This is a genomic window from Pseudomonas sp. P4_D7 (assembly GCF_056401755.1).
This window is the reverse complement of sequence record NZ_JBFUIR010000030.1, coordinates 24,163-45,738: the sequence shown is the minus strand read 5'-3', so window position 1 is coordinate 45,738 and position 21,576 is coordinate 24,163. Positions and strand designations below refer to the sequence as shown.

Genomic DNA, 21,576 nt, shown 5'->3' with positions numbered 1-21,576 from the left:
GGCCCTCACAGACACCATAAAACCCAACTGAATCTTGCGTTCGATAATCGCCCAAAACCCGCTTTTACCAATTGAATCAAAACATCCGCGCCCCGCACCATTCGCTCCACAAAACCAATAACAACAGGTTCGACACCATGCTCCCGCGCCCTGCCCCGTCCGGCTGATTGCCGTCGTTTCACCTCTGAACACTTTTCATGTCTGCACCCCGAAAACCGGTGTCAGCGCACCTGTTCGCCTTAAAAAAACAAGAGAGACCCGAGCCCATGACAACCTCCCCTGCGCCTTACGCAATTCCCGGCCTGATCGCCCTGGCCCTGGCCGGCGCGGCGCTGCCCGCAGCGGCCGAAGAAGCCGGTTTCATCGAGGGCGCCAAGGTCAACCTCAACCTGCGCAACTTCTACATCAACCGTAACTTCACCAACCCGACCAAGGCTCAGGGCAAGGCTGAAGAGTGGACGCAGAGCTTCATCCTCGACGCCAAGTCCGGCTTCACCCAAGGCACCATCGGCTTCGGCATGGACGTGCTGGGCCTGTATTCGGTAAAGCTTGATGGCGGTAAAGGCACCGGCGGCACCCAGTTGCTGCCGCTGGACCATGACGGTCGTCCGGCGGACAACTTCGGCCGCACCAACGTCGCTTTCAAAGCCAAGCTTTCGCAGACCGAAGTGAAGGTCGGCGAGTGGATGCCGGTGCTGCCGATCCTGCGTTCGGACGATGGCCGCTCATTGCCACAGACCTTCCGTGGCGGGCAGATCACGTCCAAAGAAATCGACGGCCTGACCCTCTACGGCGGCCAGTTCCGCGCCAACAGCCCGCGCGATGACAGCAGCATGAGCGACATGTCGATGACCGGCAAAGCGGCGTTCACCTCTGATCGCTTCAACTTTCAGGGCGGTGAATACGTTTTCAACGAAAAACGCACACAGATCGGCCTGTGGAACGCCGAACTCAAGGACATCTATAGCCAGCAATACGTCAACCTGATCCACAGCCAGCCGCTGGGCGACTGGACGCTGGGCGCCAACCTCGGCTTCTTCTACGGCAAGGACGATGGCAGCGCCCGCGCCGGCGACCTCGACAACAAAACCTGGTCGGGGATGTTCTCGGCGAAGTACGGCGGCAACACCTTCTACGTCGGCCTGCAGAAACTCACCGGCGACAGCGCGTGGATGCGCGTCAACGGCACCAGCGGCGGCACGTTGGCCAACGACAGCTACAACGCCAGCTACGACAACGCGCAGGAACGTTCCTGGCAAGTACGCCATGACTACAACTTCGTCGCGCTGGGCATCCCCGGCCTGACGCTGATGAACCGCTATATCAGCGGCGACAACGTGCACACCGGGACGATCACCGACGGCAAGGAATGGGGCCGCGAATCGGAACTGGGCTACACCGTGCAGAGCGGCGCGCTGAAGGATCTGAACGTCAGATGGCGCAACTCGACCATGCGCCGGGACTTCAGCAATAACGAGTTCGACGAGAACCGCCTCATCGTTAGCTACCCGATCAGGGGCAAGAACATGTCGACTGACACACTGCTATCGCGAGCAGGCTCACTCCTACATTTGAATCTGCGCCACTTGTCGGGAGAAGTGGCACTTTGCCGGCCGACAGATAAAGTGACAAAACCTGAAGGAGTCAGGTGCTTCACCTTTCCGCTTCCGTCGTCGTAGTCGGTCCTCAAGCTGGGAGCCAGGTTGTCATCGGAAGACACCATCGATCACCGGAGGACCACCTCAATGATCTCTCGTCTTGCAACACCCGACTGGGACGCCAAGGCGTACCAGCAGTTTTCCCGTCTCAGGCAACGCCCGGTCAATGAGTTGCTCGACCGTGTTGACCTGCCAAATCCTCAACGCATTTACGACCTGGGCTGCGGCACCGGCATTGCCACGCAGTTGTTGGCCAAACGCTGGCCGCGCGCGCAGTTGCAGGGGATCGACAGCTCGGCACAGATGCTCGCAGAAGCGCGCTGTCTGCCGCTCAGGGCATCGTGGAAACACTGCGATCTGCTCGATTGGCAACCGGAGCAACCGGCAGATCTACTGCTCGCCGCCGCCGTGCTGCACTTTATCGATGGCCATGAAACGCTGTTGCCGCACCTGCTCGGTTATCTCAACCCGGGCGGCTGTCTGGCGGCGCACATGCCCGACTGGCGCGATTCGCTGTGGTATCGGCTGATGCTCGACACTCTCGAAAATGGCGGCCCCGGCGGCACGCCAATGGGCACACCTGAACTGCGCCAGCGCATGGCCGCGCGGCCGTTGTTGGCACTGGAGGATTACTACCGTTTGCTCGCGCCCATGACCACGTCGCTGGATATCTGGGAGACCGAGCAGTTGCAGGTGGTTGACGGCAAATCGCCAATTTATGACTGGGTGAAGGTCTCGGCGCTGCGGCCGGTGATGCAGGCGCTGGATTCAGCGGAACAGACGCGGTTTATCTATCACTACCTGATGCGGGTGCATAAGCATTATCCGCAGGAGGGGGATGGGCATACGTTGTTTGCGTTCAAGCGGATATTCATCGTTGCCACGGTTTGAATGAGTTGTGCTGATTGATGCGCAACGGCGTCTGCCCCCTTCGCGAGCAAGCTCGCTCCCACATTGGAATGCATTTCCCTGTGGGAGCGAGCTTGCTCGCGAAGGCGTAATTTCTGGCGCCATCAATCCCTGGATTCAACACCCAGTTCGTCCCACACCGACTCCGCCAGATGGAAAGTGGCATTCGCCGCCGGGATCCCGCAATAGATCGCGCTCTGCATGATCACTTCCTTGATCTCACCCCGGCTCACGCCGTTATTGGCTGCCGCACGCAGGTGCAGTTTCAGTTCGCCCTCGCGGTTCATGCCGATCAGCATGGCGATAGTGATCAAACTGCGCGTGTGCCGAGGCAAGCCCGGTCGCGTCCAGATATCGCCCCACGCATGCCGGGTGATCATTTCCTGAAACTCCGAGTTGAACTCGGTCAGCGTAGTCAGGCTGCGATCGACATGGGCATCGCCCAACACCGCGCGGCGTACCTGCATGCCGTCGTCGTAACGTTGTTTCTCGTCCACAAAAACTTCCTCACTTAGCCCGCAAAAACGCTAACACACGATCACTGAAGTCCGCGCCAGCCTGCACGTTTGACAGATGCGCCGCATAGAACTCGGCGTATTCGGCGCCGCGTACATGCTCCTCAATGAAATGCCCACCGGCCGGCGGCGTCACCGCATCTTCAGTGCCGGCGATCACCAGCAACGGCACGTTGATCGACGCCAGTTGCTCACGGAAATCGGCATCACGCACCGCTGCGCAGTTAGCCGCATAACCTTGCGGCGACGTCGCCGCGAGCATGTCGGTAATCTGCTTGGCCGCTGCCGGATGCGCCGCCGAAAAGTCCGGGGTAAACCAGCGGGCAATCGAAGCATCACGCAGGGCCACCATCGCTGCCGCACCGTCACGCAGTACGGTTTCGATGCGTGGATTCCACACCGACGGATCGCCGATCTTTGCCGCGGTGTTGCAGACGATCAGCTTGTGCAGCCGATGCCCGGCATTGATCCCCAGCCACTGACCGATCAGGCCTCCCATCGACAGCCCGCAGAAATGCGCACGCTCGATGTGCAGCGCATCCAGCAAGCCGAGCACGTCGTGACCGAGCTGCTCGATGCTGTAAGGCCCCGGCGTCACCAGCGATTCGCCGTGGCCACGGGTATCGAAACGCAGCACGCGAAAATGCTCGGTAAACGCCGGCATCTGCGCGTCCCACATGTGCAGATCAGTGCCTAGCGAGTTGGAGAGCACCAGCACCGGCGCATCGACCGGGCCCTCGATTTGATAATGCAGTTCGCCATCGGCGAGTTGAACGAAAGCCACAGCCCTCTCCTTTCAGTCAGACAATGCGTTGTGTTCGGCCACCGCGCGCTCGACCCAGGTTTTCGCCTGGCCGAGGTAATGGGCGGGGTTCAAAAGTTGATCGAGTTCAGCGCTGCTCAACTCGGCGGTGACTTGCGGTTCGTCACCGAGCACGGCGCGCAAATGGCGCTGCTCGGCCACCGCGCGTTTGCAGCATTGTTCGAGCAGGTGATGCGCAGTGTCGCGGCCAACCCGTTGCGCAAGCACGATACTCACCGCTTCGGCCAGCACCAGCCCTTGAGTCAATTCAAGGTTGCGGGCCATGCGTGCGGCGTCGACTTCCAGACCGTCGGCAAGCAATCGCGCCTGTTGCAGCGAACCGGAAACGAGGCAGCAGATTTCCGGCAACGTTTCCCATTCGGCATGCCACAGACCGAGGCTGCGTTCGTGCTCCTGCGGCATGGCGCTGAACAGCGTCGAGACCAGACCCGGAACGCGCGTCGCTGCGCCGATCAACACCGCTGCGCCGACCGGATTGCGCTTGTGCGGCATGGTTGACGAACCACCCTTGCCCGGCGCCGATGGCTCGAACACCTCAGCCGCTTCAGTCTGCATCAACAGGCTGATGTCGCGGCCGAATTTGCCCAGGCTGYCGGCGATCAAACCCAGCACCGCGCCAAACTCCACCACACGATCACGCTGGGTGTGCCACGGCTGTTCCGGCAAGGTCAGTTGCAGTTCTTCAGCCAGCGCTTCGGCAATCGGCAAGGCCTGTTCGCCCAACGCGGCGAGGGTTCCGGAAGCGCCACCGAATTGCAGCACCAGCAAACGCGGCTTGAGTTCACGCAAGCGCTGACGGCTGCGAGTCACAGCGCCCAGCCATCCGGCGATTTTCATGCCGAGGGTTACCGGTGTCGCGTGTTGTAGCCACGTGCGCCCGGCCAACGGCGTCGCCGCATGACGTTGCGCCTGGATCGCGAGGGAATCAGCGAGTTGCGCGAGATCGTTCTCGATCAACTCAAGCGCCTGACGCAATTGCAACACCAGTCCGGAATCCATCACGTCCTGACTGGTCGCGCCCAAATGCACATAACGTTCGGCTTCAGCGTCGCGGGCAGCAATCTGCTTGCCCAATGCCTTGACCAGCGGAATCGCCGAATTGCCGGCCGTGGCGATCGCCTCGCCCAGCGCCGCGAAGTCATACAGACCAGCGCTGCATGCCGCCGCAATCGGTGCCACAGCGGAGGCTGGAATCAATCCGACCCGCGCCTCGGCCCGGGCCAACGCGGCTTCGAAGTCGAGCATGGCCTGCACGCGGCCCTGATCGCAGAACACCTCACGCATATCGCGGGCAGTGAAATAGGCATCGAACAATTGATTGCCCGGTCGCTGAGTCATAAACAGTCCTTGCCGGCGCGGGCCGTGACGACCCGCGCACTTCGGGTTAAAGATCGTGGTGCAAATACGCCGCCTGTTTCGGCAAGCGCAGACTGAACAGGAAGGCGATCGCCATCATGGCCGTAACGTACCAGTAGAAGGAGTTTTCCATGCCGATGTTCTTCAGGCTCAGGGCGACGAATTCCGCCGAACCGCCGAAGATCGCGTTCGCCACCGCATAGGCGAGACCAACGCCAAGTGCACGGACTTCCGGCGGGAACATTTCGGCTTTTACCAGGCCGCTGATCGAGGTGTAGAAACTGACAATCGCCAGCGCCACGGTGATCAATACAAACGCGAGGAACGGACTGCTGACGCTTTTCAGGCTCAACAGAATCGGCACGGTGAACAGCGTACCGAGCGCGCCGAACCAGAGCATCGAGTTACGTCGGCCGATCTTGTCGGCAAGCATGCCGAACAGCGGTTGCATGCACATATACAGGAACAGCGCACCGGTCATGATGTAGCTCGCGGTCTTGGCGTGCATGCCGGCGGTGTTGACCAGGTACTTCTGCATGTAGGTAGTGAAGGTGTAGAAAATCAGCGAACCACCGGCGGTGTAACCGAGCACAGTGATGAACGCGGCTTTGTGATCGCGGAACAGTGCGCTGATGCTGCCAGCGTCTTTGTGCGCGCGGGTTTCCTTGTTGGTGGTTTCTTTCAAGCTGCGACGCAGGAACAGCGAAATCAGCGCCGCCACCGCACCGACCACAAACGGAATCCGCCAGCCGTAGGCACGCAGATCGTCTTCAGTGAGAAATTGCTGCAGCACTACTACCAGCGACACGGCCAGCAATTGCCCGCCGATCAGCGTCACGTACTGGAACGAGGCGAAAAATCCGCGCTGGCCCTTGAGGGCAACTTCGCTCATGTAGGTGGCGGTGGTGCCGTACTCGCCGCCGACCGACAGGCCTTGCAGCAAGCGCGCGAACAACAGCAGGACCGGTGCCCAGACGCCGATGTCCTTATAGGTTGGCAAGCAGGCGATCAGCAACGAGCCGAAGCACATCATCAGAATCGAGATGAGCATCGAATTCTTGCGCCCGTGCTTGTCGGCGACCCGGCCGAAAATCCAGCCACCAATCGGGCGCATCAGGAAGCCGGCGGCGAACACGCCAGCGGTATTGACCAGTTGCACCGTCGGGTTGTCGGAGGGGAAGAACGCCGGGGCGAAATAAATCGCGCAGAACGCGTAGACGTAGAAGTCGAACCATTCGACGAGGTTGCCGGACGAGGCGCCGACAATGGCAAAGATGCGCTTGCTGCGCTCTTCGCCGGTGTAATGGGAGGTGGTCGTTGTCATTGTTTTTCACTCGATAGGGACAGTGAGAGTCTAGACATACTTTGCAACAGTCCCGTTCCACATCCTACATCGATCGTTCCCACGCTCCGCGTGGTAACGCATCCGGTGACGCTCCGCGTCACGGTGGACGCGGAGCGTCCATGGCGGCATTCCCACGCAGAGCGTGGGAACGATCATGTAGAAGCTGCCGCAGGCGGTGATCTTTTGATTTTAATAATCGAAGAACACCGTCTCGGCGTCGGTGCCCTGCAGAATCACATTCCACTGGTAAACACCCGAGGCATCCTGCTTGGCCAGCAACGTACTACGACGTTCAGCCGGCACACATTCCAGCAATGGATCATCAACGTTGGCCGGCTCGCCCTCAAAGTAGATCCGCGTCAGCAAGTGCTTCACCAACCCGCGGGCAAACACCAGCACCACCAGATGCGGCGCCTGGGTCGAACCTTTCAGGCCCTCAACCGTGCCCGGTTTGATCGTGGTGAAACGGAAGCGCCCTTCAGCGTCCACCGGCACCCGGCCAAAACCTTCAAAGTGCGGATCGAGCGGTTTGTCCTGCTCGTCTTCCGGGTGGTCGTATTTGCCGGCAGCGTTGGCCTGCCAGACTTCGAGCATGGCGTCGTTGACGACATCGCCGTTGCCATCCACCACTTGCCCGGTAATTGCCACGCGCTCGCCAAGGGTTTGCTCGACGGTGAGGTCTTCACGGTTCAGCCAAGTCAGGCCGATGTGGTAGTACGGCCCGACGGTGTGGGACGTGGTCGCAGTCAGCGTCATCTTATTTCTCCATCGGCGTGGCTTCACGCCCGCGCAGCACGATGTCCCAGCGATAACCGAGGGCGTAGGACGGAATGGTTTTTTCCAGATCGAAACTGGCGATCAGGCGTTCCTTGGCCGAGGTGTCCGGCACGCAGTTGTAGATCGGGTCGTAGGCCAGCAGCGGATCGCCCGGGAAATACATTTGCGTGACCAGACGCGTGAGGATGCTCGGCCCGAACAGCGAGAAGTGGATATGCGCCGGGCGCCAGGCGTTGTGGTGGTTACCCCAAGGGTAGGCGCCGGGCTTGATGGTCTGGAACTGATACCAGCCATCGGCGTCGGTGACGGTGCGGCCAGTACCGGTGAAGTTCGGGTCCAGCGGCGCGTCGTGCAGGTCGCGCTTGTGGTTATAGCGGCCGGCGGCGTTGGCCTGCCAGATCTCCACCAGAATCCCCGGCACCGGCAGACCATTTTCGTCGAGCACGCGGCCGTGAATGATGATGCGTTCGCCCTGCGGCTCGCCTTCATGCTGGGCGGTCAGGTCGTTATCGGTGTCGCCCACGCGCTCGGCGCCGATGGTCGGCCCGGTGATTTCCGACAGCGAGTGCGGCAGAAACACCAATGGCTTGGACGGCGAGCGCAGGTTGGTGGATTGATACGTCGGGTGCAGGTACTCAGGCTGAGTGCCTTCCTGCGGACGACGGTAACCAGGCTTGTCAGACATGTCGCTTTCCTCTGTTCTATTTCGTCACGGCTTGCGTCAGACGCGTTCGATGGCCAGGGCCAGACCTTGGCCGACACCGACACACATGGTCGCCAGACCTTTCTTGCCACCGGTCTTTTCCAACTGATGCAGTGCGGTCAGCACCAGACGCGCACCGCTCATGCCCAACGGGTGACCAAGGGCAATCGCCCCGCCGTTCGGGTTGACCTGCGCAGCGTCATCGGCAAGACCCAGTTCGCGCAGCACCGCCAAACCCTGGCTGGCAAACGCTTCGTTGAGTTCGATAACGTCGAAATCGCTGACCGCGACGCCCAGGCGCTCGATCAATTTGCGCACCGCCGGCACCGGGCCGATGCCCATCACCCGAGGTGCGACACCAGCGCTGGCCATGCCGAGCACTTTGGCGCGGGCGGTCAGGCCATGTTTTTTCACCGCGTCGGCGGAGGCGAGAATCAGTGCAGCAGCACCGTCGTTGACGCCGGAAGCATTACCGGCGGTAACAGTTTTGTCCGGGCCGTTGACTGGCTTCAGCTTGGTCAGTGCTTCGATCGTGGTATCGGCACGAGGATGTTCGTCCTGGCTGACTACGGTTTCGCCCTTCTTGTGGGCAATCCGTACTTCAACAATTTCTTCGGCGAAGTAACCAGCAGCCTGCGCGACAGCAGTGCGTTGCTGGCTGCGCAGGGCAAAAGCGTCCTGATCGGCGCGCGACACTTTATAGTCGTCGGCGACGTTGTCAGCCGTCTGTGGCATCGCATCGACGCCATACTGCGCCTTCATCAACGGATTGATGAAACGCCAGCCGATGGTGGTGTCTTCCAGCTTCATGTTGCGCGAAAACGCCGCGTCCGCCTTGCCCATCACGAACGGCGCGCGGGACATCGACTCGACACCGCCGGCAATTGCCAACTCCATCTCGCCGCTGGCGATTGCGCGGAATGCGGTGCCGATCGCGTCCATGCCCGAAGCGCAAAGACGATTGAGCGTCACGCCCGGTACGCTTTCCGGCAGGCCCGCCAGCAGCAGGGCCATACGCGCAACGTTGCGGTTGTCTTCGCCGGCCTGGTTGGCGCAACCGAGGAAGACTTCGTCGATGGCATTCCAGTCCACCGATGGATTGCGTTCCATCAGGGCCTTGATCGGCACAGCGGCCAGGTCATCGGCGCGGACGGCGGACAAACCGCCGCCGAAACGGCCGATCGGGGTGCGAATCGCGTCGCAGATATAAACGTCACGCATCATGCTTCTCCCGGTGCCTGGCCGTGGGCGGCGGCAGTACGCGCTTCGAGATCGCGCAGCGCAGTCAGTTCGACTTCAGTCGGTTCAGCGGTGTTTTCAACATGCTCGGCAAAACGAATCGCCCAACCGGTGGCCGCGATGACTTGCTCGCGGGTCACGCCCGGGTGCAGTGCGGTGACTATGAATTCGTGGGTGCCTTCTTCCGGTTCCATGATGCACAGGTCGGTGATGATCCCGACCGGCCCAGCGCCCGGCAGGCCCAGACGTTTACGCGAGTCGCCGCCTTCGCCGTGACCGACCGAGGTGATGAAGTCGAGCTTGTCGACAAATGAACGCGCCGACTGTTTAAGGATGATCAACACGCTTTTTGCCGAACCGGCAATCTCCGGCGCGCCACCGGCGCCCGGCAGACGCACTTTCGGCGAGAAGTAATCGCCAACCACGGTGGTGTTGATGTTGCCGAAACGGTCGACCTGCGCAGCACCGAGGAAACCAACGTCAATGCGTCCGCCCTGCAACCAATAGCGAAAAATCTCACCGGTCGGTACGACGGTGTCAGCGGTTTCAGCGAGTTCGCCGTCACCAATGGACAGCGGCAACACGCTCGGCTTGGCGCCAATCGGACCCGATTCATAGATCAGCACCACGTCCGGCGAAGAAGTCAGGCGCGCGAGGTTGGCGGCTTTCGACGGCAGGCCGATACCGACGAAGCACACCGAGCCGTTCTTCAGGCGACGGGCCGCCGCGACGGTCATCATTTCATTGGTGGTGTAAGTCATTACTTGGCCTCCGAAGCAGCGGCCAACTTGGCCTGGAACGCGCTGAAGTCAGCGCAGCCATGGATGTATTCGTTGATCCACGCGGTAAACGTCTCACGGTCACGGGCGATCGGATCCCACGCCTGGTAGAAACGATTGTCACGCTCGGTGTAACCGTGGGCGTAGGACGGATGTGCGCCGCCGGGTACGTGGCAGACCGCGCTCAAGGCCCAGGTCGGCAGCACGCAGGCGTTCATCGGCGCGTTGAGGTCGTCGACAATCTCTTCCACGGTGACGATGCAGCGTTTGGCCGCCAGTGCCGCTTCTTTCTGCACACCGAGGATGCCCCACAGCAGCACGTTGCCCTGGCGGTCAGCTTTCTGTGCGTGGATCACGGTCACGTCCGGGCGCACCGACGGCACCGCCGCCAGCACTTCACCGGTGAACGGGCAGGTCACGGTTTTGATCAGTGGATTGACCTTCGGCAGGTCGGAACCGGCATAGGCACGCAGCACCGCGAACGGCAGGCCGGATGCGCCAGCGACGTAGGCATTGGCCAGGTCGGCATGGCTGTGCTCTTCGATTTCGAGAGCATGCGGCCATTGCTTCTCGACCGCGTCACGCAGGCGGTGCAGCGAACCGACGCCCGGGTTGCCGCCCCAGGAGAAAATCAGTTTGCGTGCGCAACCGGCGCCGATCAGTTGGTCGTAGATCAGGTCAGGTGTCATCCGCACCAGCGTCAGATCTTTCTTGCCCTGACGAATGATTTCATGACCCGCTGCCGTAGGGATCAGGTGAGTGAAGCCTTCGAGTGCGACGGTGTCACCGTCGTTGACGAATTGCTTCACCGCGTCGTGCAGCGAAAGGATCTCAGCCATGGAGCGGGCTCCTGTTTTTGTAATGAATCGCCAGTGATAAAAAGGCGCGAGGTTCAGCGCCGGAGTCACTGCAGATTAAGCCTGGGGAAATGGCCAAACAATCCGATAATCGACTGAGTGTTCGTTTATCGAACAGATTGTTGTCAGCCTATCGGTTCGTGTTTTGATTGATCGTTCCCACGCTCCGCGTGGGAATGCAGCCCGGGACGCTCCGCGTCCCAAAGCAGACGCAGAGCGTCTATTGAGGCGTTCCCACGCAGAGCGTGGGAACGATCATGCGCTGATACTCAGGTCGCATCCGCATGACTGACCATGCCTTTGATCACCACCGCCGTGGTGGCCAACGCCGCCGGAATCACCAACGCCGTCAACACCTGCTCGAAATTCCAGCCCAAGCCCAGCAACGTTGCGCCCATCCACGCCCCGAGAATCGCGCCAAAGCGGCCGATGCCCAGCATCCACGAGACCCCGGTCGCCCGCCCTTGGGTCGGATAAAACCGCGCCGCCAGCGACGGCATCGCCGATTGCGCGCCGTTCACGCACATCCCCGCCACCAGCACCAAGGTCGCCAGCAAGGTAATGTTGCCCAGGCTCTGCCCGACCGCGTAGGCAAACACCCCGGCCAACAGGTAGAAAATGCCGATGACCTTGTGCGGATTGAAGCGGTCCATCGCCCATCCCACAGCGACCGCGCTCAACACCCCGCCGAACTGGAACAACGCGCCAATAAATGCGGCTTGCTCCATGCTCGCACCGCTGTCACGCATCAGCGTCGGCAACCAACTGGTCAGCAGATAAACAATCACCAGCCCCATGAAGTAGGTTAGCCACAGCAGCAAGGTGCCGGTGCTGTAAGTGCCGGAGAAGATCACCGCGAACACGTTGCGCGCCTTGACGGTTTTCTGTTCCGGTACGCTGAAGCTCGAGGCCTGAGCGACGGTGACCGGGTCGATCGGCGCCAGGGTCTTGCGCACTTTGTCCGTGCCACGATTGCGCACCACCAGATAACGCGCCGACTCCGGCAACCAGAACAGCAGCACCACGGCGAGGATCAGCGGCAGGATCCCGCCGATCAGCAGCAGACTGTGCCAGCCGAACGCCGGAATCAGCTTGGCGGAAATAAACCCGCCACCGGCCATACCGAGGTTGAAACCGCAGAACATGCTGGTTACCAGCAGCGATTTCTTGCGCTCCGGGGTGTATTCCGAGAGCAGTGTGGTGGCATTCGGCATCCCCGCCCCCAGTCCCAGACCGGTCAGGAAGCGCAGCACCAGTAGCTGTTCAACGTTGCTGCTGTACGCCGACGCCAGGCTGAAGGCACCGAACAGAACCACCGCGCCAACGAGTACCACTTTGCGCCCGAAGCGGTCAGCCAAAGGGCCAGAGCCGAGTGCTCCGAAGACCATGCCGATCAGCGCGGCACTCATCACCGGGCCAAGGCTGGCCCGGTCGATGCCCCAATCCTGCGACAGCGCCGGGGCAATAAACCCCATCGCGGCGGTGTCGAGGCCATCGAGAAAGACAATCAGGAAACACAGAATCACCACGCGCCACTGATAGCGCGAGATCGGTTGGGCATTGATGAAGGTCTGCACGTCGAGGCAGTTACCCACAGCGGACTGAGGCTGGTTCATTATTTTTATTCCACGCAAAAAACGCAGTCGAACGGCGGCCGGCCAGAGAGCGGCACGGTCACAAGAATAGAAGGTCTGGATCAGGCGTTGCGGTGAACCCGGCAACAGCGGATGGGGCGGAGACAGTCGGAGAGCATGCGCATGGTGAGTTGCCTCTTGTCATTATTATGGGAGTCGGCAGTCCGGCGGGCTCATTCACATCAGCGCCGGATGACGCTGCCGCGACATTAATGATCCGAGGGTTTTAGCGTCAATTCGATAAACGCAACACTGTGCGTTTATCGAACACTTCATCAGGCAAACAACTGCGCACTGAGGTCGCGACTGGCGCTGAGCAGGCCCGGCAGGAAGCGCTGCTCCAGCTCGGTACGACTGACGCGACCGGCGTGGGTGCTGACGTTGAGCGCTGCCACCACCTGGCCGGAAGCGTCGTAGACCGGCACGGCAATCGAACGCAGACCTTGTTCCAGTTCCTGATCGACGATGCACCAGCCTTGCTGCCGCACTTCCTGCAGGCATTCGAGCAACGCGTCGGGGGTGTGAATCGTGCGGCTGGTCTTGGCGACCAATTCGGCGTGATCGAGGTATTCACGCAGCGAGGTGTCATCAAGTGCTGCCAGCAGAATCCGCCCCATCGACGTGCAATACGCTGGCAGGCGACCGCCCACCGACAGGTCCACCGAAATCAGCCGCTGAGTGGTCGCCGAGCGGGCGATGTAGAGAATGTCGTCGCCCTCCAGCGTGGCCATGTTGCAGGCTTCGTGCAGTTGTTCGCTCATGCGGTCGAGGTACGGCTGAGCGGACACTGCCAACGGCGTCGACGACAGATAGGCGTGGCCAAGTGTCAGCACTTTGGGCAGCAAGGAATAGGTGCGACCGTCCGTGGTGGCGTAGCCGAGTTTGATCAGCGTATGCAGGCAACGACGCACGGCGGCGCGGGGAATCTCGGTGCGGTGGCTGATTTGGGCGATAGTCAGATGGCGCTTGCGCTCCTGAAACGCCTGCACCACCGCCAGACCACGAGCCAGCGAAGTCATGAAGTCCGGATCACCGGTCAGCGCCTGGATACGTTTGGCCGGCGAGGCGACGATCGGCGGCGCCACAGAGGTGAAGGAGTTGCGCATTTGATCGTTCATTTCTTGTCCTTTTATCCGGCACGGATCAATGGGCTATACAAGCGGCTCGCCGACAAATGCACAAGCGTCGGGCTGCAAGATTGGGCGATTATCGAACCGTCGACCGATAATCGCAATCAGCTGTTGGGATGACGTCTAGCTATTTATAGGGCAAGCCAAACTTTGCGATTATCAGAATCACAGCTTTAGTTGTCCGACTAAATGGCGCCAAAAACAGATCACCCACCCAATAAGGGCCAACACGCACTTCAACTAGTAACAAAAGTTGCGAGTCACAAAACAATCACACATCCGGAACCGTTTTTAACTTGGCAAAGATAGTCATTCCTGAATCGACCGCTATAATGCAGCTCAGTGGCACCTCGTTTTTAATCGCGGAGGTCGTCACCCGCTGCGGCGATGTCCATCGCCAACAGCCCGGCCAGCGCCTGACGCGAATCACTCATGCAACGCCTGCGCTCGCTGAAACAGGAAACTGATGCTGCGTCAGTTTTTATCTGGTGCCGTAGCCGCCTGTAACACGGAAGTCTTGATCGCCCCACCGTTTACACCAATGCCTGTCCGGGCGTTGAACTCGCGGTGGCTCCGTTCAACCGATTCGTTGCAGTGCGTTTCACCAGACACTTAACTCAACTCATACAGGTAGCACTGTGACGAAAGACGAACTGCGCGCGGAACTTGAGCGCCAGGAACAACGTTACAAGGAAGTTTACGGCGGGGAAGTCACCACCTACGCCGCTCAGCCCGAACCGGAACGCAAAGCATGGCGTAAACGCCCTACCGTTCAGGATCAGGTCTTCAAGCAAGAAATCGAAAAGATCGAAAAGGAACTCAAAGCCGAAGAGCCTTGAGCGACGTTTTTCGGATCTTCTGAAGGTTTGCGTCCACACCGGTTACAAGCGCGGTGGAACGACGATGCCTTGCGCGCCCGCTACCCGCGGGCAGCGGCCATCATCCGGTCTGACTGACTGAGAACGGGCGTCCTACAGGTTTCAGAGATATTTCAGACAAGCGTTTGAGACGTCTGCGCATCGATAAATTCGCTTGCAAAACAAGCTTTTTATCAAGCAAATCAAGCACTTGAAAAACCCTGCAGCACGCTTGGTTTTCATGCGTTGCAACAAATTAAATCGAAGAAGTGTGTAACCGATGAGCAGGGAGGGGATCGATTTCCAGTCTTTTCTGGCATAATCGCGCCCCCTTACGACCGGGTCAGAAAACCTTCATGATCGATTTATTCAGCGGACTGGATGCTTGGGTGCTTGTGAGCCTCTTGCTCGCCCTGACGTTTGTCCTCGCCTTCGAGTTCATCAATGGATTTCATGACACCGCTAACGCGGTAGCCACTGTTATCTACACCAAAGCCATGCCGCCCCACCTAGCGGTCTTCTTCTCCGGTGTGTTCAATTTCCTCGGCGTGCTGCTGGGCGGCGTTGGCGTGGCGTATGCCATTGTCCATTTGCTGCCGGTTGAGCTGCTGATCAATGTGAACACCGGCCATGGCCTGGCGATGGTGTTCTCGTTGCTCGCCGCGGCAATCGCCTGGAACCTGGGCACCTGGTACTTCGGTATCCCGGCTTCCAGCTCGCACACCCTGATCGGCTCGATCCTCGGTGTCGGCCTGGCCAACGCCCTGATCAACGACATTCCGTTGGCCGACGGCGTGAACTGGCAAAAAGCGATCGACATCGGCGCCTCGCTGGTGTTCTCGCCAATGGCCGGCTTCCTGATCGCCGCGCTGATCCTGATCGGCCTGAAGTGGTGGCGTCCGCTGTCGAAGATGCACAAGACACCGGAACAACGCCGCAAGATCGACGACAAGAAGCATCCACCGTTCTGGAACCGTCTGGTTCTGGTGATCTCGGCGATGGCCGTGAGCTTCGTGCACGGCTCCAACGATGGCCAGAAAGGCATCGGCCTGATCATGCTGGTGCTGATCGGTATCGTGCCTGCGCAGTTCGTTCTCGACCTGAACAGCACCACGTACCAGATCGAACGCACTCGCGACGCGACCCTGCACCTGAGCCAGTTCTACCAGCGCAACGCCGATTCGCTGGGTGAATTCCTGGCCTTGGGCAAGAGCGTGGAAGGCGACCTGCCGGAGAAATTCCGCTGCAACCCGCAGCAGACCGAACCGACCATCAGCGCCCTGCTGCACACGCTTAAAGGCGTAGCGGACTACCATTCGCTGTCGTCCGACAGCCGCATCGAAGTGCGTCGTTACCTGCTCTGCCTGGACGACACCGCGAAGAAGGTTGGCAAGCTGCCTGGCCTGGAAGCCCGTGAAAAGGCTGACCTCGACAAGCTGCGCAAAGACCTGACCACCACCACCGAATACGCCCCGTTCTGGGTGATTCTGGCGGTCGCACTGGCTCTGGGCCTGGGCACCATGGTTGGCTGGAAACGCGTGGTGCTGACCATCGGTGAGAAGATCGGCAAGGAGGGCATGACCTATTCCCAGGGCATGTCGGCGCAGATCACTACTGCCAGTTTGATCGGTATGGCCAATATCTTCAGCCTGCCGGTGTCGACCACTCACGTTCTGTCTTCGGGCGTGGCGGGCACCATGGTCGCCAACAAGAGCGGCCTGCAGGGTGGCACGGTGCGTACCATTCTGTTGGCTTGGGTGTTGACCCTGCCGGCGACGGTTGCGCTGTCGGCCGGGTTGTTCTGGCTGGCGTCGAAGGCGTTGGGTAGTTGATAGATAGCGGTACTTGAGAAAGGCGCGATTCGAGAGGATCGCGCCTTTTTTTGTGTTTGGGGTTTTGGGATTGGGATTGGGGGCATATCCGTTGCTGCGGGTGCTGCCGCTGGCGGTTTCGCTCTTACAGCGAGTCCCTTTTTCAAACGCCAAAAAGGAACCAAAAGGCTTTGCCCCTGGCGTACGGCACTTCGCTGAGGCTCAGTGTTCCCTCGCTACGGTGTCCATCCGGGGGCATCGCCTACGGTTTGCTTCGCTGCACCTCCTCTCGATGTATGCGGCTACGCCGCACGGCGCTACGCGCCTACCCCCGGATGAACACCTACGCTCGGCCTGCCGATGGGGCAAAAGATCAAAAACCAAAGCCAGATCACAAGCCAGATCACAAGCCAGATCACAAGCCAGATCACAAGCCCCTCACCCTAGCCCTCTCCCGGAGGGAGAGGGGACTGACCGAGGTGTTTGGTAGAGTTACGCCGACGTGAAAGTCCGAGTTGAACGCAAATTTTCACAGGCCCACCATCGGCTCTCTCTCCCTAGGGAGAGGGCTGGGGTGAGTGGCAAGAGCACCAAAAACCCAAAGCCGAACACCCGCTTTTCACCACTCAATAGGCCGAGTGTCAGCTCGCCTGCTCTTGATCTTGATCTGTAAAGCGACGTCGGAAGGCTGAGTGGAGGGATTGATCCGGGCGTGGGAGCGCAGCGACCGTTTGGCGAAGCCAAACACAGCGAGAGGAGGTGCAGCGAAGCAAACCGTAGACGCTGCGCCCGGATCGATCCCGCAGCGAAGGACCCCCGAGCCCCAGCGAGCGGGCCGCACGTAGGAGCAAGCGTTTTTTGCTTACTTTTTTTGGCGTTTGAAAAAAAGTGAGTCGCCGTAAGGGCGAAACCGCCAGTGGCAACACCCGAAAAACGGATATACACCCAAAACCCCAAGAACATGGTCGGCCCAAAGGCCGCCAAGACACAAAAAAAAAGGGGCAACCGAAGTCGCCCCAAAATGCCTTGCGTGCTCATCAATCCAGAAGAATCACTTCTTGCGCTTATTCGCATCCTTCCAGATAAAAAATCCAAACCCTGCAAAAAACAGAACCATCAGCCCTACAGTCAGGACCCCGGCAAACACCACGTTATCGAAAAACATGACTGGCCTCCTGGCCCCTGCTCTGCTGCGATGGGACTAAGTTACCAAACACACAGGCGCACAAATTGACCGGGATCAATACCAGCAACGAAGGGGGATAAAGGAGGGAAAATAACTGACCTGCATCAACGGATGCAGGGGGAGATCAACGCTTTTTCGGCTTGTTTTTCGACTTTTTCTTGGCTTTTCCCAGCGGCATAGCCTGCTCGAATGCTTGGCGCACCTCGTTCAGGCGCTTCTCTTTAATGTCATGCACACGCTTGGCGCGCTCAGTGCTGAGGTCAATCAGTTTGTCGTCTTGGCTCATGGCGTCAGTACATCACTTGAAAGAATCACAACTGCCACATCACCGGCAGGACTGCGCCAATAATGCAGCCTCAGACGCGCGCTGACCAGCCGGCGCGCCCCACGCGGTACAGCGACTCAAATCTCGATATCGACCCACAAGCCCTGACGCGGCTGATCTTCCATCAGTGGCACCACCGGCACGGTATTGTCGGCATTCAGTTCGGTACCGGGCACCGCCAGGTGTTCTTCCGGGTCTTCGTCGGCTTCGCGACGGCGTCGATCACGCTCCTGCTGACGGCGTTGTTCTTCACGCGCCAGCAGGCGATCCTCTTCCGGATCGCGCTTTTGCAGATCGATTGTGCTTTCGTTGGAGCTTTCCTGCACCGGCACCACCGGAGGAATGTCCGGCCGCTGGCGGATCGGATCCTGCTGGGAAGTGATCGGCACAGCGCTCAGAGGGAGCATCGGTGGCAACATATAAAGGGTCTCCTGTCTGCAGGCTATCGGCTGCGGCAAAGGCGCCTTGAGCCACTGGTCGAAAATCTGTGACGCACTTGGCACGTGCAGGAGCTGCCGAAGGCTGCGATCTTCATCAGACAGCTCAAACCTCAAGGGTTCTCAAAGATCAAAAGATCGCAGCCTACGGCAGCGCCTACGCCAGTAATCTTTGGCCCTGAAGCCTGCATTCCGTTAAGATAGCCCGCTTTTTCAAGGTGGGAGTCAGGCAGCATGGCGCAGCAGTATCAACCGGGGCAACGCTGGATCAGTGACAGCGAAGCAGAGCTTGGTTTAGGCACCGTTCTGGCACAGGACGGCCGCTTGTTGACCGTGCTTTACCCGGCCACTGGCGAAACCCGCCAGTACGCGCTACGGAATGCGCCCCTGACCCGCGTGCGGTTCTCGCCGGGTGACAGCATCACCCACTTCGAAGGCTGGAAAATGACCGTGCAGCAAGTCGACGATGTCGACGGGCTGATGGTCTATCACGGTCTCAACGGGCAGAACGAAGCCGTCACCCTGCCGGAAACCCAGCTGTCGAACTTCATTCAGTTCCGTCTGGCCAGCGACCGTCTGTTCGCCGGCCAGATCGATCCGCTGGCGTGGTTCTCGCTGCGTTACAACACCCTCGAACACACCAGCCGCCAACTGCAATCGTCGCTCTGGGGCCTGGGTGGCGTTCGCGCTCAGCCAATCGCGCACCAATTGCACATTGCTCGCGAAGTCGCCGACCGCATCGCGCCGCGCGTTCTGCTGGCGGACGAAGTGGGTCTGGGTAAAACCATCGAGGCCGGTCTGGTGATCCATCGCCAACTGCTCTCGGGCCGCGCCAACCGCGTGCTGATCCTCGTCCCGGAAAACCTCCAGCACCAGTGGCTGGTTGAAATGCGCCGCCGCTTCAACCTGCAAGTTGCGCTGTTCGACGAAGAACGGTTCATCGAAAGCGATGCCGCCAACCCGTTCGAAGACACCCAACTGGCGCTGGTTGCGCTGGAGTGGCTGGTCGACGACGAGAAGGCCCAGGACGCACTGTTCGCGGCCGGTTGGGATTTGCTGGTGGTCGACGAAGCCCACCACCTGGTCTGGCACGAAGAGAAAGCCAGCGCGGAATATTCGCTGGTCGAGCAACTCGCCGAAGTCATTCCGGGCGTGCTGCTGCTCACCGCCACCCCGGAACAACTCGGCCAGGACAGCCACTTCGCCCGTCTGCGCCTGCTCGACCCGAACCGTTTCCATGACCTGGCTGCCTTCCGCGCCGAGAGCGAGAACTATCGCCCGGTGGCCGAAGCCGTGCAGGAACTGCTCGACAAGGGCCGTCTCTCGGCCAAAGCGCACAAAACCATTCAGGGTTTCCTCGGCAACGAAGGCGAAGCCCTGCTGACCGCGGTCAACGATGGCGACACCGAAGCCAGCGCGCGCCTCGTGCGTGAACTGCTCGATCGCCACGGCACCGGCCGCGTGCTGTTCCGTAATACCCGCGCCGCCGTGCAGGGTTTCCCGGAGCGCAAACTGCACCCGTACCCGCTGCCATGCCCGGACGAATACCTCGAACTGCCGCTGGGCGAACACGCCGAGCTGTATCCGGAGGTCAGCTTCCAGGCCCAGCCCGACGCCAGCGAAGAAGAGCGCTGGTGGAAATTCGACCCGCGTGTCGAGTGGCTGATCGATCAGCTGAAAATGCTCAAGCGCACCAAGGTGCTGGTGATCTGCGCCCACGCCGAAACCGCGATGGATCTGGAAGACGCCTTGCGCGTGCGTTCCGGCATCCCGGCCACGGTGTTCCACGAAGGCATGAACATCCTTGAGCGTGACCGCGCCGCCGCCTACTTCGCCGACGAAGAATTCGGCGCACAAGTGCTGATCTGCTCGGAAATCGGCAGTGAAGGTCGCAACTTCCAGTTCGCGCACCACCTGGTGCTGTTCGATCTGCCGTCGCACCCGGACCTGCTCGAGCAGCGTATCGGTCGTCTCGACCGGATCGGCCAGAAACACATCATCGAACTGCACGTGCCGTACCTGGAAACCAGCCCGCAAGAGCGCCTGTTCCAGTGGTACCACGAAGCGCTCAACGCGTTCCTCAACACCTGCCCGACTGGCAACGCCTTGCAGCACCAGTTCGGCCCGCGCCTGCTGCCGCTGCTCGAAGAAGCCGACGACAGCGAGTGGCAAGCCCTGATCGACGAAGCACGCACCGAGCGCGAGCGTCTCGAAGCCGAACTGCACACCGGTCGCGACCGTCTGCTGGAGCTGAACTCCGGCGGTGCCGGCGAAGGTGAAGCACTGGTCGAGGCCATCCTTGAGCAAGACGATCAGTTTGCCCTGCCGATCTACATGGAAACCCTGTTCGACGCGTTCGGCATCGACAGCGAAGACCATTCGGAAAACGCCCTGATCCTCAAGCCGAGCGAAAAAATGCTCGACGCCAGTTTCCCGCTGGGCGACGACGAAGGCGTGACCATCACCTACGACCGCAACCAGGCGCTGTCGCGCGAAGACATGCAGTTCATCACCTGGGAACACCCGATGGTGCAGGGCGGCATGGATCTGGTGCTGTCCGGTTCGATGGGCAACACCGCTGTCGCGTTGATCAAGAACAAGGCGTTGAAACCGGGCACCGTACTGCTGGAACTGCTCTACGTCAGCGAAGTGGTCGCGCCGCGTTCGCTGCAACTGGGTCGTTACCTGCCGCCGGCCGCCCTGCGCTGCCTGCTCGACGCCAACGGCAACGACCTGTCGCCACGGGTATCGTTCGAAACACTGAACGATCAGCTGGAAAGCGTGCCGCGTGCCAGCGCCAACAAGTTCATCCAGGCCCAGCGCGATCAGTTGACGCCACGAATCAACGCCGGTGAAGACAAGATCGCCCCGCGTCACGCCGAGCGCGTGGCCGAGGCCCGCCGCCGTCTGGCGGCCGACACCGACGAAGAACTGGCGCGCCTGACCGCGTTGCAAGCGGTCAACCCGACCGTGCGTGACAGCGAACTGGATGCGTTGCGCACGCAACGTGAGCAGGGTCTGGCGATGCTGGATAAAGCGGCGTTGCGCCTGGAAGCGATTCGGGTGTTGGTGGCGGGCTAAACCGCCCTGCTCCAGCGCTGAAAACAACAAGGCCCGCAGTGATGCGGGCCTTTTTGTTTGTCTGTTATTTAGATCGTTCCCACGCTCTGCGTGGGAATGCCTCAGGGGACGCTCCGCGTTCCAGCTCCGGAAAGGGACGCAGAGCGTCCCGGGC

General features: G+C 60.3%; 18 protein-coding genes and 1 pseudogene. 5 read left to right on the top strand and 14 right to left on the bottom strand.

Features of this window, described 5'->3' with window-relative positions; genetic code table 11:
• Nucleotides 1-266: 266 nt before the first annotated feature.
• Nucleotides 267-1,514: pseudogene (locus AC1DVF_RS18955) on the top strand (OprD family porin); the annotation flags it as partial.
• A gap of 231 nt (nt 1,515-1,745) precedes the next feature.
• On the top strand, nt 1,746-2,549 hold the full coding sequence (locus AC1DVF_RS18950; RefSeq protein WP_093438642.1) for a methyltransferase domain-containing protein: 804 nt from the start codon (nt 1,746-1,748) through the stop codon (nt 2,547-2,549).
• Nucleotides 2,550-2,671: 122 nt separating this feature from the next.
• On the opposite strand, the gene pcaC is transcribed toward AC1DVF_RS18950, so the two are convergent.
• The 11 genes from pcaC to pcaR form a co-directional block, all read right to left on the bottom strand.
• Nucleotides 2,672-3,064, bottom strand: coding sequence for a 4-carboxymuconolactone decarboxylase (pcaC, locus tag AC1DVF_RS18945; RefSeq protein ID WP_007957838.1), 393 nt, complete (start codon nt 3,062-3,064; stop codon nt 2,672-2,674).
• Between the two features lie 10 nt (nt 3,065-3,074).
• The gene (pcaD, locus tag AC1DVF_RS18940) at nt 3,075-3,866 is read right to left on the bottom strand and encodes a 3-oxoadipate enol-lactonase (protein WP_477782967.1); all 792 of its coding nucleotides are present in this window, start codon (nt 3,864-3,866) and stop codon (nt 3,075-3,077) included.
• A gap of 12 nt (nt 3,867-3,878) precedes the next feature.
• Nucleotides 3,879-5,243 (bottom strand): 3-carboxy-cis,cis-muconate cycloisomerase, encoded by a 1,365-nt coding sequence (locus tag AC1DVF_RS18935; RefSeq protein WP_477782966.1) that lies wholly within the window; start codon nt 5,241-5,243, stop codon nt 3,879-3,881.
• Between the two features lie 46 nt (nt 5,244-5,289).
• Complete coding sequence (locus AC1DVF_RS18930; protein WP_034153075.1) at nt 5,290-6,585, bottom strand: MFS family transporter; 1,296 nt, start codon at nt 6,583-6,585, stop codon at nt 5,290-5,292.
• A 210-nt stretch (nt 6,586-6,795) separates the two neighbouring features.
• Nucleotides 6,796-7,362, bottom strand: coding sequence for a protocatechuate 3,4-dioxygenase subunit alpha (pcaG, locus tag AC1DVF_RS18925; protein WP_150792567.1), 567 nt, complete (start codon nt 7,360-7,362; stop codon nt 6,796-6,798).
• A gap of 1 nt (nt 7,363) precedes the next feature.
• Nucleotides 7,364-8,068: a protocatechuate 3,4-dioxygenase subunit beta gene (gene pcaH / locus AC1DVF_RS18920; RefSeq protein WP_008080089.1), complete on the bottom strand. Its 705-nt coding sequence runs from the start codon at nt 8,066-8,068 to the stop codon at nt 7,364-7,366.
• A gap of 36 nt (nt 8,069-8,104) precedes the next feature.
• The gene (pcaF, locus tag AC1DVF_RS18915) at nt 8,105-9,310 is read right to left on the bottom strand and encodes a 3-oxoadipyl-CoA thiolase (RefSeq protein ID WP_175559655.1); all 1,206 of its coding nucleotides are present in this window, start codon (nt 9,308-9,310) and stop codon (nt 8,105-8,107) included.
• Nucleotides 9,307-10,086 (bottom strand): CoA-transferase subunit beta, encoded by a 780-nt coding sequence (locus AC1DVF_RS18910; RefSeq protein ID WP_477782965.1) that lies wholly within the window; start codon nt 10,084-10,086, stop codon nt 9,307-9,309. The genes pcaF and AC1DVF_RS18910 overlap by 4 nt, the downstream gene beginning before the upstream one ends.
• A complete protein-coding gene (locus tag AC1DVF_RS18905) occupies nt 10,086-10,943 on the bottom strand; it encodes a CoA transferase subunit A (RefSeq protein ID WP_099758203.1) in 858 nt (285 codons plus the stop codon). Before AC1DVF_RS18905 ends, AC1DVF_RS18910 begins: the two co-directional genes overlap by 1 nt.
• A 287-nt stretch (nt 10,944-11,230) precedes the next feature.
• Nucleotides 11,231-12,577 carry a 4-hydroxybenzoate transporter PcaK gene (pcaK, locus tag AC1DVF_RS18900; RefSeq protein WP_093438668.1) on the bottom strand — a complete coding sequence of 449 codons (1,347 nt, stop codon included), beginning with the start codon at nt 12,575-12,577 and terminating at the stop codon, nt 11,231-11,233.
• A gap of 293 nt (nt 12,578-12,870) precedes the next feature.
• Nucleotides 12,871-13,713, bottom strand: a complete 843-nt coding sequence (pcaR, locus tag AC1DVF_RS18895) for a pca regulon transcriptional regulator PcaR (protein WP_007917109.1) — start codon at nt 13,711-13,713, stop codon at nt 12,871-12,873.
• A 650-nt stretch (nt 13,714-14,363) separates the two neighbouring features.
• Here pcaR and AC1DVF_RS18890 point away from each other — a divergent pair.
• Together AC1DVF_RS18890 and AC1DVF_RS18885 are read left to right on the top strand one after the other, a co-directional pair.
• Nucleotides 14,364-14,564: a hypothetical protein gene (locus tag AC1DVF_RS18890; protein ID WP_008080067.1), complete on the top strand. Its 201-nt coding sequence runs from the start codon at nt 14,364-14,366 to the stop codon at nt 14,562-14,564.
• Nucleotides 14,565-14,938: 374 nt separating this feature from the next.
• Nucleotides 14,939-16,414 carry an inorganic phosphate transporter gene (locus tag AC1DVF_RS18885; RefSeq protein ID WP_477782964.1) on the top strand — a complete coding sequence of 492 codons (1,476 nt, stop codon included), beginning with the start codon at nt 14,939-14,941 and terminating at the stop codon, nt 16,412-16,414.
• 1,030 nt (nt 16,415-17,444) lie between these two features.
• Here AC1DVF_RS18885 and ccoM read toward each other — a convergent pair.
• From ccoM to AC1DVF_RS18870, 3 genes are all read right to left on the bottom strand, one after another.
• Nucleotides 17,445-17,558, bottom strand: a complete 114-nt coding sequence (gene ccoM, locus AC1DVF_RS18880; protein WP_003222396.1) for a cytochrome c oxidase subunit CcoM — start codon at nt 17,556-17,558, stop codon at nt 17,445-17,447.
• Nucleotides 17,559-17,703: 145 nt separating this feature from the next.
• Nucleotides 17,704-17,865: a hypothetical protein gene (locus AC1DVF_RS18875; RefSeq protein ID WP_007918490.1), complete on the bottom strand. Its 162-nt coding sequence runs from the start codon at nt 17,863-17,865 to the stop codon at nt 17,704-17,706.
• A gap of 116 nt (nt 17,866-17,981) precedes the next feature.
• Nucleotides 17,982-18,323 (bottom strand): hypothetical protein, encoded by a 342-nt coding sequence (locus tag AC1DVF_RS18870; protein WP_003222394.1) that lies wholly within the window; start codon nt 18,321-18,323, stop codon nt 17,982-17,984.
• 252 nt (nt 18,324-18,575) lie between these two features.
• Here AC1DVF_RS18870 and rapA point away from each other — a divergent pair, with 252 nt between their 5' ends.
• Nucleotides 18,576-21,422 carry an RNA polymerase-associated protein RapA gene (rapA, locus tag AC1DVF_RS18865; protein WP_476336001.1) on the top strand — a complete coding sequence of 949 codons (2,847 nt, stop codon included), beginning with the start codon at nt 18,576-18,578 and terminating at the stop codon, nt 21,420-21,422.
• Nucleotides 21,423-21,576: the final 154 nt, after the last annotated feature.

Bases quoted from the DNA above. Each gene is read 5' to 3' on its own strand.
- AC1DVF_RS18950 (WP_093438642.1), top strand. From the start codon at position 1,746: ATGATCTCTCGTCTTGCAACACCCGACTGGGACGCCAAGGCGTACCAG.
- AC1DVF_RS18930 (WP_034153075.1), bottom strand. From the start codon at position 6,585: ATGACAACGACCACCTCCCATTACACCGGCGAAGAGCGCAGCAAGCGC.
- pcaG (WP_150792567.1), bottom strand. From the start codon at position 7,362: ATGACGCTGACTGCGACCACGTCCCACACCGTCGGGCCGTACTACCAC.
- pcaH (WP_008080089.1), bottom strand. From the start codon at position 8,068: ATGTCTGACAAGCCTGGTTACCGTCGTCCGCAGGAAGGCACTCAGCCT.
- pcaF (WP_175559655.1), bottom strand. From the start codon at position 9,310: ATGATGCGTGACGTTTATATCTGCGACGCGATTCGCACCCCGATCGGC.
- AC1DVF_RS18910 (WP_477782965.1), bottom strand. From the start codon at position 10,086: ATGACTTACACCACCAATGAAATGATGACCGTCGCGGCGGCCCGTCGC.
- AC1DVF_RS18905 (WP_099758203.1), bottom strand. From the start codon at position 10,943: ATGGCTGAGATCCTTTCGCTGCACGACGCGGTGAAGCAATTCGTCAAC.
- pcaK (WP_093438668.1), bottom strand. From the start codon at position 12,577: ATGAACCAGCCTCAGTCCGCTGTGGGTAACTGCCTCGACGTGCAGACC.
- pcaR (WP_007917109.1), bottom strand. From the start codon at position 13,713: ATGAACGATCAAATGCGCAACTCCTTCACCTCTGTGGCGCCGCCGATC.
- AC1DVF_RS18885 (WP_477782964.1), top strand. From the start codon at position 14,939: ATGATCGATTTATTCAGCGGACTGGATGCTTGGGTGCTTGTGAGCCTC.
- ccoM (WP_003222396.1), bottom strand. From the start codon at position 17,558: ATGTTTTTCGATAACGTGGTGTTTGCCGGGGTCCTGACTGTAGGGCTG.
- AC1DVF_RS18875 (WP_007918490.1), bottom strand. From the start codon at position 17,865: ATGAGCCAAGACGACAAACTGATTGACCTCAGCACTGAGCGCGCCAAG.
- AC1DVF_RS18870 (WP_003222394.1), bottom strand. From the start codon at position 18,323: ATGTTGCCACCGATGCTCCCTCTGAGCGCTGTGCCGATCACTTCCCAG.
- rapA (WP_476336001.1), top strand. From the start codon at position 18,576: ATGGCGCAGCAGTATCAACCGGGGCAACGCTGGATCAGTGACAGCGAA.